Source organism: Labrys neptuniae, assembly GCF_040797145.1.
Lineage (GTDB): Bacteria > Pseudomonadota > Alphaproteobacteria > Rhizobiales > Labraceae > Labrys > Labrys neptuniae.
The window spans coordinates 22009-34520 of the sequence record NZ_JBFNQD010000027.1 but is presented as its reverse complement, the minus strand read 5'-3'; the positions used below and the strand labels follow the sequence as shown (position 1 = coordinate 34520).

Sequence of the window (12512 nt, the reverse complement as noted above, 5' to 3'; positions counted from 1 at the left end):
TACCTGAACATTGTTGGTTATCAAGCGTTAACCATGACGTGTGCAGGATGGCACTTCGAAGTTTCACCGCTCTGGCATCATGGCCGTAAGTTGAGTGGATGGAGGACGCCATGTTGATCGCAAGTACAGAAGGGCAGGGCTGGTGCTACGAAGTCATCGCGCAGTCTGACGGCTTTCTCGTTCAGGCTCGCGATCTCGATACCGGCGAAGTTTCCCTGAACGAAACCACGTTGTTCCGGACCTCGCCGGTGGCGCTGGCCTATGCCGATATGGCGGCTGCTGCGGACCGCTTCGCCGCCTCGAGGCTCGAAGAGGTCGAGGACTGGCAGGTTCTCGCCGATGATTATCATCACGAACTGGATCGTTTCACCACCATTCGTGATCGCTTGTCCGATGATGGCGTGGGTGGCGACTTGCTTCGTTGCAGCCGGGCGGGCTCGCTGCGCGATCAGGCTTATCGGCTGCATTAAGGCATTTTCCAGAAAAGCCGATAGGCTTTTCGATTGAGAAAATGCCTCTGAATAGAAACGTACGCCCGGTCAGGCGCTGGCCTTGCCGCCTTCGACCAGGGTGAGATGGCCATAACGCCGGGTACCTGTAGGCAGGGCCGTACGTCGCTGAACGCGCGCGGTTGCCGGGATCTCTTCCACCGAGACGATATCGAAACGCGAAATGGGATGCAGGCCGATCCAATAGGGGGCCTCGCCTGGCGTCAGGCTGCCGAGGATACGCGAATTGGCCTTGCCGCGATGGTGGAGTGGCAGGAGCAGCAATTCCAGATCGAGATGATGGCCTTGCAGCGTGCTGCCGCTCAGCGCAATCACCCGTGCCGTCAGGTCCGACGATACCGCCATTACCAGTTCCGCCAGGCTGGCTCGATCGGTCCAGCGATCGAGCAGGGAAGCACCGCGCAGTTCCTGGCCGAGCAGGGCGCACATCCGGGTTCCGGCCAGGCGGAACGGAAAGCTGCGGTTCTTGTCGATCTCCACGATGAAGGTATCGCCCAGCACGCGGCGGATGGCGCCCGGATCGATGTCGACACGTTCGGGAGCCGGCCGTTGACCACGCAACTGGTCCCAGTAGCCGTAGAGATCGCGTGTCGCCGTATTCTTCATTGGTCAGCCGCCCCCAGAGCAGCGTTCGGCTGAACGCCTTTTGCTCTAACTCTCTGTTTCCAAGCCAACCCGACGGATTGGCTAGAGCGTCCCGTGGTTCACGGCGTATCTGCCGGATCACAAGGCGCCGGTGGCATGTTCCGATCGAGGTCGGCCCGTGCCCGTGCTTCAGCGATGCGAGCGACCTTCGTTCGAACGCCGCTCCTGCCCGTCATAGGCGGGCGAGGAGGTGACGATAGCACTGGCATGGGAGCGGACGGCAGGGGGGAGGATGGTTACCGCCTGGAAACGAATTATTAATGTTAACAAAAGGTTAATGAAGCCGAATCGATGTTAAGAATGACCGGGCGGATGACCACAGTTTGCTTCCTGCTTCAGGAGATATGTCTTTGTCATTGAAATCGCGCGGCAATATCGATCCGCCGGCGGCCTTCAACGTGCCGGCGGTCGTGCTGCTGCTCACGGGCCTCATTGTCCTCGTTCACATTGCCCGGGCGGTGATACCCGGAAGTTGGAGCGCTTGGCTGGTCGGGGTCTTCGCCTTCACGCCCTTGCGCTACGATCCCTCGATCGGGGAGAGCATTGCCTGGCCCGGCGGACATCTTGCCGATATTGCCGGCTTCCTGACCTGTTTCTTTCTTCAGTCCGATCCAGGCACGCTGATGATCAATGGTGCGGCCTTGCTGATCCTGGGTGCTGCGGTAGCCTGGCGTTTCGGTACCTGGCGCTTTCTGGCCTTCACCGCCCTGTGTACCGTTGCAGGCTCGTTCGCCTGCCTGCTGTTCTATTGGGGCAGTGCTGCCGCCATGGTGGGCGCAGGTGGCGGCCTGTCGGGCCTGTTCGCGGCTTCGATCCATTTTCTCTTCAAGGGCGGATCGGCGATGGCGGCGTTTCGGGTCGCCGGCGGTGCGGCCTTTCGCAAGCCGGCCTGGACCTTAAGGGACGCTCTGGCAGACCAGAACGTACGCATCTGGCTCGCCGTCTTCGCCTTCATCACGGCCTGGAATGCCGTCAGCCCGCTGATCCTCACCACGTCGCAGGTGATGCCCGGCTGGCCGGGTAACATAGGCGGCTTCCTGGCTGGCCTGCTCCTGTTTCGCTTCTTCGACCGCCAGCCACGATTGCGCCGGGTCGTCTGAAACTTAAAGCAAAACGACTTTTCTCCGATCGTTGTTTTGCTCTAACTCCTTGTTTCGACGCGTTTTCTTAATCGAAAAGTCTATCAACTTTTCTGGAAAACACTTTAAATCAGCTCATCGCCTGCCCTTCGACCGCGCTCCAGACGGCCAGGGCTTGCCGCGTCTGTGCGACATCGTGGACGCGTACCGCATCGGCGCCGCGCTGCGCGGCGGAGAGAGCGGCGGAAACCGATCCGGCTACGCGCTCCGAGGCCGGCCCATGGCGGTCGACGCCGCGGATGAAGATCTTGCGGGAAGCCCCGATCAGCACGGGAAAGCCGAGGGCACGCAATTGCGGGGTGGCGTCGAGCAGGGCCAAATTGTGTTCCATCGTCTTGCCGAAGCCGATGCCGGGGTCGAGCCACAGGCGTGAGGCGGCGATGCCATCCTTGATGGCGCGCTCGCATTTGAAGCTCAGCTCGGCGCAGACATCCTTCACCACGTCTGCATAAACAGGATTGATCTGCATGCTCTGCGGATCGCCCTGCATATGCATGAGCACCACGGGGGCATCATGATCGGCGACGGCCCGGCGGCTGGCTGGATCGTCCAGGGCCGTGACGTCGTTGATCATGGTGGCGCCCGCGGCGAGTGCACGGGCCATGATCTCGGCGTGGCGAGTATCGATGGAGATCAGGCGGTAGCGTCGTTTGGCCTCCTCGGCGAGGGCTTCGATCACGGGGCCGACGCGCTGCCATTCGGTTTCGATGTCAACGGGGGAGGCCCCCGGACGCGTCGACTCGCCACCGATGTCCAGAATGTCGGCGCCTTCCTCCATCAACTGGCGGGCATGGGCGATGGCCGTCTCGGCATTGTCATAGCGTCCGCCGTCGGAGAAGGAATCGGGCGTGACGTTGACGATGCCCATCAGCAGCGGCACCGTCCTGAGCGCTCGCACATGGGCTCGATCACTGCGCGCCAGCATCAGGCTGACGGTTTCGCCATTGACGGGATGACGCCAGCTCGGGGCGATGTCGGCAAGCGGTGCGAGGACGAAGGCCCGCTCATGCATGCGCGGATGCGGCACCACGAGGTCCGGCGTGTCGATGATGTCGCTGCCATAGCCGATCAGGTCGAGATCCAGCGTGCGGGCGGCATTGCGTTCGCTGCGTTCGCGCCCGAACTGCAATTCGACGTCGAGCAGGACGGAGAGAATCTGATGGGGCGTGAGGGTGCTCTCGATGGCGATGACCTGGTTGGCATACCAGGGCTGGTCCGAGCGCGGCACTGGCTCGGTCAGGAACAGGCGCGAACGCGCGGAAATCGTCAATCCACGGGCCGCCAGGGCGGATACCGCCCGGCGCAGGGTTTCCCGGGGAGCTCCTTCGGAGGATGGAAGATTGGCACCGAGGGCGACGTAGATCATGGAAACACTGCTCACTGGATGGGAAGGGCTATGTCCAGGCGCGCGCCGGTGTCGTGGTCGATGCGCGCCAGGAGGGCATTGAAGAGACGGCTGATGGACAAGGCTGCCTCGGGAGGCGGGACCAGGCTCCGATTGCCCAGCGCCGTGACCGGACGGATCAAACGAACGGAATTGGTGAGGAACAGAGCCTCGCTGCGCTCGAGCAAGGCCGGTGTGAGGCTGGCCTCGCTGACCTCCAGGCCAAGGGTCTTCGCTTCCTCCAGCACCAGTTCGCGCATCATGCCGTCAAGGCAACCATCGGCGCAGGGAGGAGTGACGAACCGGCCATCGATGATGGCAAAGAGATTGGCGATTGTGGATGAAACGGCATTGCCGTCGAGATTGCGGATCAGGGCATCGTCGGCGCCGGCCTCGGCGGCCCGGCGCGCGGCCAGGATATTTTCCAGGTAGTTGAGGGATTTCAGGCGAGCGAGCGGCGAGAGCTGGTTGCGCGGCAGGCCGGCTTCGACGAGACGCGCAGGCTGGCCGGCCAGGGCGGGGCTCCAGGGTTGGGCCGTCACCAGTATGGTAGGGGAATTGCTTGGCGCTTGATTGCCCGGCGGCGGCCATAGGCCCCTGGCAGCCTGTCCGCGCGTCACCGTCGTGCGCACGATGGCATGGCGTTCGCCCAACTCTGTCAGCAGGCCGTCAAGCGCTTCTTTCAGCCGGTTGGGGTCGACATCGATGCCGATGGCCGCAGCATGCTGGATGAGTCGGGCGCGGTGGCGCTCTTCTGCAAGAGGGCGTCCCTTGAAGCAGCTCATGGTGTCGAATACGCCATCCCCGAGCTGGAAGCCGCGATCGAGGGCATTGACCAGCGGGGCGTCGGCATTGCCGTCCGCCAGGAGACGATGAAGAAAGAAGCTCACTGCACGCGATCCAGGAACGCGCGGATGATCTGGTGTCCCTGTGGCGTCAGGATCGACTCCGGATGAAATTGCACGCCGAAAGTGGGATGCTGGCGATGGGTAAGTGCCATGATCTCGCCCTCGTCGCTGCGCGCCGTGACCTCCAGCGGGCCATCCTCGTCGATCTCGACGATCAGCGAATGGTAGCGTGCCGCCTCGAAGGGCTGCGGCAGCCCGGCGAACAGGCCGCCGCCCCGATGTTCGATGCGCGAGGCGCGGCCATGCATGGGCGTACGGGCATGGGCTGTGCGCCCACCGAAGACTTCGCCGATGCACTGGTGGCCGAGGCAGATGCCGAGGATGGGCAGTTTGCCGGAAAAGAGCCTGATCAGGTCGAGCGAAGCACCGGCATCGCGCGGCGCCTTCGGGCCAGGCGAAAACACCAGGGCCTTGGCGCCGAGACGGATGACGTCATCGGCGCTCACGGCATCATTGCGGACGACATGGGTCCTCGCACCGGCCTCCTCGAAATAACGGGAGACGTTGAAGACGAAGGAATCGTAATTGTCGACGATCAGGATCATGCCGCTTCCTCCGCGCGGGCTGGATCCTCGAAGGCCGCAATGAGCCGCTCGGCCTTGGCCAGGGTCTCGTCATATTCGGCAAAGGGATCGGAGAGCAGCGTGATGCCGCCGCCGGCCCGGACCGAGAGGTCCTTGCCGTCATAGCTGAGCGTACGGATGGCGATGTTCAGGTCGGCCGCGCCGTCGAAGCCGATCCAGCCGATGGCGCCGCAATAGGCGCCGCGCGGCTCACGTTCGAGTTCTCCGATGATTTCCATGGCGCGGATCTTCGGTGCCCCGGTGATCGAGCCACCGGGGAAGGTGGCGGCGATCAGGTCGGTGACATCGAGCCCCTGCTTGAGGCGGCCCGTCACCGCCGAGGTCAGATGGTGCACCGAGGCATAGGTTTCGATGCCGCACAACAGGGGAACCTCGACGCTGCCCGCATCGCAGACGCGCGACAGGTCGTTGCGCAGGAGGTCGACGATCATGATGTTCTCGGCCCGGTCCTTTTCGCTGCGGGCGAGCGACTGGGCGATGGCGATATCCATGGCAGGATGGGTGCAGCGGCGCTTGGTGCCCTTGATCGGCCGGGCCTCGACCCTGCCGGCGTCCAGGCGCAGAAAACGCTCGGGCGAGGTAGAGGCGATGAAGCCGGTGCCGTCGACCAGCAGGGCGGCGAAAGGTGCCGGATTGGACCGCCGCAGGGCGAGATAAGTTGCCAGCGGATCGGCGCCGTCCTGGGGCGTGGCGCTGAAGCGATGGGAGAGATTGGCCTGGAAGATGTCGCCGTCGCGGATATAGCCGACCACGCGTGCGACCTCGGCTTCGTATTCGCTCCGGCTGCGGCTGTCGCGCCAGGTCAGTGCACGTGGCGCCGATGCCCGGTGGGGCTGGGCCTCGAGCCCCTCGACGAGCCGCTCGATGCCCACCTGGTTCGGCGCGATGGCGAAGGCTCGCTTCTCGATGGTATCGAAGGCAAGGAGGTGGTCGTAGAACGGCAGATCGATCTGGGGAACGCCTGGCGCGGCTGGTGGAACCGATGGTCCGAAACGCTCGAACAGATGGCCCGCTTCATAAGTGAAACTGCCGATGGCGCCGCCGCTGAAGGGGGGCGCTCCCGGCAGGGGTGGCCGGGCGTATTGCCGCAGCAGATGACGCAAGGCCTCCATGGGGCTGCCGTCGATGGCGGCATCGTTCCAGCGCGCAACACCGTCGACGACCTGGAACCGGCCGAAAGGGGAGGCGGCCAGATAGGACCACCGCCCCAGCGTTTCATGAGGCATGGCGCTGTCGAGCAGGGCCAGTCGCGGCTGGCCGGCCATGGCGGCCGCGGCTTCTAGGGGATCGAACCAGGGTATCTCAACAATGATCATGGCAGCTCAAGCACAATCCTGGTCCGGCAGAAACATACCGGCCAGCTCGTGTGATGCGGACAGACCGCTTCAATGTTCGGCGATTGGAGCGTCGGGCGGCTTCCCTGTCAGCCGGCCGGAACTCATCACGCAGGGGCTTGCATCCAGGATGGGCCCAAGCGTCCCGCACCTCTCAGCCCTGTGGAGATACGTGGAACATCGCATATCTATGTAGCGCTTTTTTTTGCCTTTGTCGTGCCTCTGTTTGCGCCGGAATAGAGCATATGCACGACAAGCCCCGCGCAAAGGCCCCAGAAGGCGGCACCGATGCCGTAGAGACTGAAGCCTGAGGCCGTGACCAGGAACGTTGCAAGCGCCGGCAGACGCTGGCTTTCTTCCTGGACGGCACCGAGCAGGGAGGCTCCGAAAGCGCTCACCAGCGCCAGTCCCGCCGCCGCTTCGATCAGGATCGGGGAGGAGGCTGTGACCAGGCCGGCGGCGATCGCCGACAGCAACGAGAAGATCGCTGCATAGAACAATCCGGCGACTACCGCCGCAATGTAGCGCCGCTCGGGTCGGATATGGGCGTCCGGACCGGCACAGAGGGCGGCGGTGATGGCGGCGAGGTTGATGGTGGGAGCGCCCAGCAGCGAGGAGAGGGCCGACATGCCTCCGGTCACGAGGAAGGCGGGCCGTGTCGATACCTGATAGCCATAGGCGGCCAGCACGGTCAGGCCTGGAATGTTCTGCGAGGCCATGGTGACGATGAAGAGCGGCAGCCCGATCGAAATCAGTGTTTGCCAATCGAAGCTTGGAGTCACGAACTCAAGCGACGGGAGAGCCAGCGGCAGTGAACTTGCCTGGCCGTCGAAGGCCATAGCGCCCAAGGCGACAGCGAGCGCTGCGGGCGCGGCCCACAGGCGATAGAAGCGCCCGACCACCAGCCAGGTCAGTACCACGGGGATGGCGAATTCCGGAACTTGGCCGATCGCGATGACCGGGGCAAGGCAAAGCTTGAACAGGATGCCGGCCAGCATCGCTCCCGCGATGGGACGGGGAATACGGGTAATCAGCTTGCCGAGGGGGGACCACAAGCCAGCCACCATGATCAGCACGCCGGTGAACAGAAAGGCGCCCACGGCGGCGGGATAGCCCCCGGCCGGCGCTGCAAGGCCCGCCAGGAGGGCCATGCCGGGCGTCGACCAGGCCGTTGAGACCGGCATGCGGGTCGCGAGGCTGAGGCCGGCGCCGCACAGGCCCATGGTCACGCACAAAGCGGCAAGGCCCGAAGCGATCTGCCCCGGCGAGGCGCCCACGGCGCTCATGCCGTTGATGACGACCGCCACCGAACTGGTATAGCCGACCACAGCGGTGAGGACGCCCATGCCGACCGACTGGCCGCTGAGATCTGCAAGGAAGGAACGCATGGCAGGGAAACCGGAATTCTCTGAGAGGCGGAGCGGCAGGGCGCGAGATGGCCTTATTCGGCCGTTGCCAAGAAATGCGCAAGCCACATCTCGGATCAACAGCGGCGTCCAGCCCAGCCGGCCTGGATATCGTGTTGGTCCTGGCCGGAAACGCAGATATCCCAGCTCCTATCGTGTTTCCCGGATCTGCCGGCGTGTCGGGTTGCACCTACGACACCAAAAGAAAACGGGCGGAAGATCCGCCCGTTGATCGCTTGCCCGTTCAGGACTTCTTGCTGTCGTCCCTGCTTCGTCCCAGCAGGCTCGCCATTTCCTCCTCGAGGCTGGCGAAGGGATCTTCGACCTCGACGGGGGCCGGCGTGGTCGTCGGCGCCGGGGGGGGCGTCGGAGCGGGGGCTGCTGTCGGTGCCGGCGTCGGCGCTGCCGTGGCGGCCGGCGCGGCTGTCGTGCTCCCCACAGGCGCCGGCGGCGTGGTGGCCGGGCGTGTCGGCGTCGTCAGCCTTTCACCAACCCGGAAGGGTTCCGTACGCGTCGGTTCGGCCTGGGGACGTGGCGCCGGCGTGCCAAGCGAGGGCTCGATGCGACCGCCGGGAGTCGGTGAAGTCTCGCCGGCCGGGCGCGGATCGGCGGAAAAGCGAGGCTCGACCCGAAGGTCCGGCGCCTGGCGCGGGGCCGGCGTCGGAGCGGGTGTCGACTCGGGGCGGCGCCATTCCGGCAAGCGCAGATCCGGCAGGCGAATCTCGGGCAGCGTCAGGCGCGTGGTGGTGGTTGGTGCCGGCGGTTCGCGCGTTTCGGGCGCGGGCTCGAGATCGAGCCCTTCCGCAACTTCGAAATCGAGATCAGCCTTGGGCTTGGGAGCGGCCGTCGTCTGTGCAGCAGGGGCGGCAGAGACGGTCGGTTTTTGCGCCGGCGTGGTTGCAGGCTGATCGCCGGCCAGAAGCTCTTCGAAATGCGCGGTATCGATGGTGGCGCGGGGCTCCTCGGCCGCAGGCACCGCCGGTGCGACGGGAACTGGCGTCGCCGTGGCCGCCGGCCGGCCGAAATTCGGCAAACGCGACGTGGCACGCTGGAAGAAGCCCGGTTCACGCGGGGGCACCACGCTCGGACGCGTAGTGGAGGTCGTCGAAGGCATAGGGGCCGTGGTCGCGGCGGCAGGAGAGGTCCTGCTCACCGGTGTTGTGGCCGGTGTTGGAACTGACGTATCGATCTTGGCGATAGGCGGGGGCTCGACGGGAGCCGGACGGACGAAATCTTCCTCGACCTGCCGCGGCGGGACGGCGACGGCGGCCGTACGCTCCTGGACGGGAGGCGGTGTTGCACCGGGCGAAGCCGGGCGTGCAGCCTGGCCGGCCGGGCGGGCGCGCAGGATGCTGGATTCGACGACGACGTCGTTCGGGCCGCCGATCATGATCAGGTGTTCGACATTGTCGCGCCGCACCAGCACGAGCTGGCGGGTGCCGACGCCATAGGAATCAACCACGCCGAGCCGCGACTGCCGTCCGCCTTTGGCGCCGCCGACCTGAGGACGGTTGATGGCGCGCCAGATGAACATCAAGACGACGCCCACCACCAACAGCAGGCCAGCCAAGGTGAACAACTGCGCGGGCAGCCAAGAGTTCAACGAATCCATCGATATAATTCCTTAGATCTGGTCCGGTGCCGATAGGGGATGGCAGCCTGATGCGACCAGTACTCTTTCCGGGCTGGTTTCTTAGAAGACGGTTAACGTGCAAGAATCAACAGCAAAGTCGCTAAACTGAGGCTTGTCCCTTGGATTTGGCTAAAAAACCGGAGAAATGCCGCAAAAGAGGCGGATTTTTCTTCCCTCTCGGCTGTTTCGTCTGGGATGCACCATGGCCCGGCACACCTTTGGATGGTGCTAAATCGCCGCAAAGGGCCAGGATATTTTTGGTCAACGAGGTTAACACATTTTGAAATGTGAACTGCTAAGCCAAACTGACCATTATGCGGTTCGCTGGAGCGAATCGCCCTTTGACGATGCGCGGTGGGGTTGAACATGGCTGAAGGCGAGGAGGCGGCGGCACGCGGCGCCGCGGTCGATCGCAGCGAACGGCCCAGCGGCATCTTCTGGGTGCTGGTGCTTGCCGGAATGCTGATCCTCGTCGCCATAGGGGTGGCATTGCTGCCTTACGACTGGGGCAAGATCGCGAGCCCGGTCATTCTTGCTGTCTTCGCGGTGGCCGGTGTGATCGCCATGTTCGCCTGGGCCATGGGAATCGCGCATTTCGGCCAGTCTTCGATCGCGCGCAACGATCTCACCAAGCTGATTGCCGACGATTCGCCGGAAGGCATCCTCGTCACCAACAAGGATGGCCGCATCATCTATGCCAACGAGGCGTATCTAACGCTGACCGGTGCGATGGGCGAGCAGGATATCCGTACGGTGGAGCGGGCTTTCACCGGAGACCCCGACGTTTCCGAGGCGACCTATCGCTTGGCGCAAGCTGCTCGGGCCGGGCAGCGCCTCGCCGAGGAATTTCGCATCGCCTCGGCTCCACCTTCCGGAACGGCCTCCTGGTACCGTGTGCGCGTGCGTCCGATCGCGCGTCCGTCCGGCGCGGGCGAGACGGTCTGGACGGTTGCCGACATCACGCGCGAGCGCGAGCGCCAGGAAAACGTCTTCCAGGAACTGCAGCACGCCATCGACTATCTCGACCACGCGCCGGCCGGTTTCTTCTCCGCCGATCCCTCGGGCGAGATCGTCTATCTCAACGCCACGCTCGCCGGCTGGCTCGACTATGACCTTGCCCAGTTCGGCACGGGTGGTTTGACGCTGGCCGACATCGCCCCCGGCAATGCCGGCGCCTTGGTGGTGACGCAGGCCAGCGAACCGGGCAGCGTGCGCACCGAGATCTTCGACATCGACTTGCGGCGCCGCAACGGCACCATCATGCCCGTGCGCCTGTTCCACAAGATCGCCTTCGCCGCCGACGGCCAGCCCGGCCCGTCGCGCACTCTGGTGATCTATCGCGGCCCGGGCGGCGACGTCTCCGAAGGTCTGCGGGCGGCGGAAGTGCGGTTTGCCCGCTTCTTCAACAATTCGCCTTTGGCCATTGCCACCATTGACGAAAATGCCCGGATCGTGCGCACCAATGCAGCGTTCATGCGGCTGTTCAAGGAGTCTCTCAACGGCGATGCGCCGGGCCATTCCCTGCTTGAGGCCGTCATCGAGCGAGACCGCGAGGGGCTGAGCAAACTGACCCGCCTCGCCATGGCCGGCCGGGGCGACATCGAACCGGCCGAGGCTTCCCTGGTCGGCCAGGGCAGCCGCTCCGCCCGCTTCTGGTTCGCGCCCGTCGACCGCGGCGAGAACGAGAAGGAAGCGGCGATCGTCTACATGATCGACACCACCGAACAGCGCACGCTGCAGGAGCAGTTCACCCAGAGCCAGAAGATGAACGCTGTCGGCCAGCTTGCCGGCGGCGTGGCGCACGATTTCAACAACGTGCTCGGCGTGATCATGCTGGCCGCCGATTCCCTGCTCGGCAGCCACAAGCCCGGTGATCCCGCCTTCCAGGACATCATGGCGATCAAGAGCAACGCCAACCGCGCCGCCAATCTGGTGCGCCAGTTGCTTGCCTTCTCGCGCCGTCAGACCCTACGCCCGCAGGTGCTGAACCTCAACGACGCCATGTCGGACCTGTCGATGCTGCTGCGGCGCCTGCTCGGCGAGAAGGTCGCGCTGGAGGTCGTGCATGGCCGCGATCTGTGGCCGGTGAAGGTGGACGTCAACCAGTTCGAACAGGTGGTGATGAACCTCACCGTCAATGCGCGCGATGCCATGGCCGATGGCGGCAAGGTGATCATCCGCACGCGGAATGTGCCGATCTCGGAAGCGAGCGCCCTCGACCGCAGCGAACTGCCACCGGCCGACTATGTCACCGTCGAGGTCGAGGACAATGGCAGCGGCATTCCACCCGCTGTGCTCGACAAGATCTTCGAGCCCTTCTTCACCACCAAGGATGTCGGCAAGGGCACCGGCCTCGGGCTTTCGACCGTATACGGCATCGTCAAGCAGACAGGCGGCTCCATTCTCGTCCATTCGGTGGAGGGCAAGGGCACGATCTTCCAGATCTTCTTGCCGCGGCTGGTCGAGCCGGCGAAGGCCGCAATCGTCGAGGCCGAGAGTGCTCCGGACCAGGCGGGTTCGGCGCCGGCCAAGGCCAAGGAGATGACCGATCTCACCGGGCGCGGCCGCATCCTGCTGGTCGAGGACGAGGAAGCTCTGCGCGCGCTCTCCGCCCGCACCTTGGCGGCGCGCGGCTTCGAGGTGATCGAGGCCGGCTCCGGCATCGAGGCCCTGCAGATCATCGACGAGGGCGAGAGCGAGATCGATCTCGTCGTCTCCGACGTGGTGATGCCGGAAATGGACGGGCCGACCCTGCTCAAGGAGATGCGCAAGCGCCAGTCGAAGACGCGGATCATCTTCGTCTCCGGTTATGCCGAGGAAGCCTTCGCCAAGAACATGCCGGAGGGCGAGGAGTTCGCCTTCCTGCCCAAGCCCTTCTCGATGAAGCAATTGGTCGAGGCCGTGAAGTCCAACATGAAGCCGTAGAGCCGCGGTCGCAGTGACGGCTCCATGGCTGGCGGTGCATGCGGT

Annotated in this window: 10 protein-coding genes; 3 read left to right on the top strand and 7 right to left on the bottom strand. The window is 64.5% G+C overall.

Annotated features, from left to right (window positions below; translation table 11 throughout):
- The first annotated feature begins 98 nt into the window (after positions 1-98).
- A complete protein-coding gene (locus ABXS05_RS33175; protein ID WP_367626840.1) occupies positions 99-470 on the top strand; it encodes a hypothetical protein in 372 nt (123 codons plus the stop codon).
- 69 nt (positions 471-539) lie between these two features.
- On the opposite strand, the gene ABXS05_RS33170 is transcribed toward ABXS05_RS33175, so the two are convergent.
- Positions 540-1115 carry a PAS domain-containing protein gene (locus tag ABXS05_RS33170; protein WP_311938647.1) on the bottom strand — a complete coding sequence of 192 codons (576 nt, stop codon included), beginning with the start codon at positions 1113-1115 and terminating at the stop codon, positions 540-542.
- 389 nt (positions 1116-1504) lie between these two features.
- On the opposite strand from ABXS05_RS33170, the gene ABXS05_RS33165 reads away from it, so the two are divergent.
- Positions 1505-2254, top strand: coding sequence for a rhomboid family intramembrane serine protease (locus ABXS05_RS33165; RefSeq protein ID WP_367626839.1), 750 nt, complete (start codon positions 1505-1507; stop codon positions 2252-2254).
- Between the two features lie 109 nt (positions 2255-2363).
- Here ABXS05_RS33165 and folP read toward each other — a convergent pair whose 3' ends face one another.
- The 6 genes from folP to ABXS05_RS33135 all read right to left on the bottom strand — a co-directional run bounded on the left by folP (position 2364) and on the right by ABXS05_RS33135 (position 9521).
- Entirely contained in the window at positions 2364-3659 is a 1296-nt protein-coding gene (gene folP / locus ABXS05_RS33160) for a dihydropteroate synthase (protein WP_311938650.1), read from the bottom strand.
- Between the two features lie 11 nt (positions 3660-3670).
- Entirely contained in the window at positions 3671-4567 is an 897-nt protein-coding gene (locus tag ABXS05_RS33155) for an aminotransferase class IV (protein ID WP_367626838.1), read from the bottom strand.
- Positions 4564-5130, bottom strand: coding sequence for an anthranilate synthase component II (locus tag ABXS05_RS33150; RefSeq protein WP_367626837.1), 567 nt, complete (start codon positions 5128-5130; stop codon positions 4564-4566). The genes ABXS05_RS33155 and ABXS05_RS33150 overlap by 4 nt, the downstream gene beginning before the upstream one ends.
- Entirely contained in the window at positions 5127-6485 is a 1359-nt protein-coding gene (gene pabB / locus ABXS05_RS33145; protein WP_367626836.1) for an aminodeoxychorismate synthase component I, read from the bottom strand. The genes ABXS05_RS33150 and pabB overlap by 4 nt, the downstream gene beginning before the upstream one ends.
- Before the next feature lie 206 nt (positions 6486-6691).
- Entirely contained in the window at positions 6692-7891 is a 1200-nt protein-coding gene (locus tag ABXS05_RS33140) for a benzoate/H(+) symporter BenE family transporter (protein WP_367626835.1), read from the bottom strand.
- A 262-nt stretch (positions 7892-8153) separates the two neighbouring features.
- On the bottom strand, positions 8154-9521 hold the full coding sequence (locus tag ABXS05_RS33135) for a hypothetical protein (protein WP_367626834.1): 1368 nt from the start codon (positions 9519-9521) through the stop codon (positions 8154-8156).
- A gap of 387 nt (positions 9522-9908) precedes the next feature.
- Here ABXS05_RS33135 and cckA point away from each other — a divergent pair, with 387 nt between their 5' ends.
- Positions 9909-12467 carry a cell cycle histidine kinase CckA gene (gene cckA, locus ABXS05_RS33130; protein ID WP_367626833.1) on the top strand — a complete coding sequence of 853 codons (2559 nt, stop codon included), beginning with the start codon at positions 9909-9911 and terminating at the stop codon, positions 12465-12467.
- The last annotated feature ends 45 nt before the right edge of the window (positions 12468-12512 follow it).

Excerpts from the sequence above, each read along its gene's own strand:
- folP (WP_311938650.1), bottom strand. The coding sequence starts at position 3,659 with ATGATCTACGTCGCCCTCGGTGCCAATCTTCCATCCTCCGAAGGAGCT.
- ABXS05_RS33140 (WP_367626835.1), bottom strand. The coding sequence starts at position 7,891 with ATGCGTTCCTTCCTTGCAGATCTCAGCGGCCAGTCGGTCGGCATGGGC.
- ABXS05_RS33175 (WP_367626840.1), top strand. The coding sequence starts at position 99 with ATGGAGGACGCCATGTTGATCGCAAGTACAGAAGGGCAGGGCTGGTGC.
- ABXS05_RS33170 (WP_311938647.1), bottom strand. The coding sequence starts at position 1,115 with ATGAAGAATACGGCGACACGCGATCTCTACGGCTACTGGGACCAGTTG.
- pabB (WP_367626836.1), bottom strand. The coding sequence starts at position 6,485 with ATGATCATTGTTGAGATACCCTGGTTCGATCCCCTAGAAGCCGCGGCC.
- ABXS05_RS33135 (WP_367626834.1), bottom strand. The coding sequence starts at position 9,521 with ATGGATTCGTTGAACTCTTGGCTGCCCGCGCAGTTGTTCACCTTGGCT.
- cckA (WP_367626833.1), top strand. The coding sequence starts at position 9,909 with ATGGCTGAAGGCGAGGAGGCGGCGGCACGCGGCGCCGCGGTCGATCGC.
- ABXS05_RS33150 (WP_367626837.1), bottom strand. The coding sequence starts at position 5,130 with ATGATCCTGATCGTCGACAATTACGATTCCTTCGTCTTCAACGTCTCC.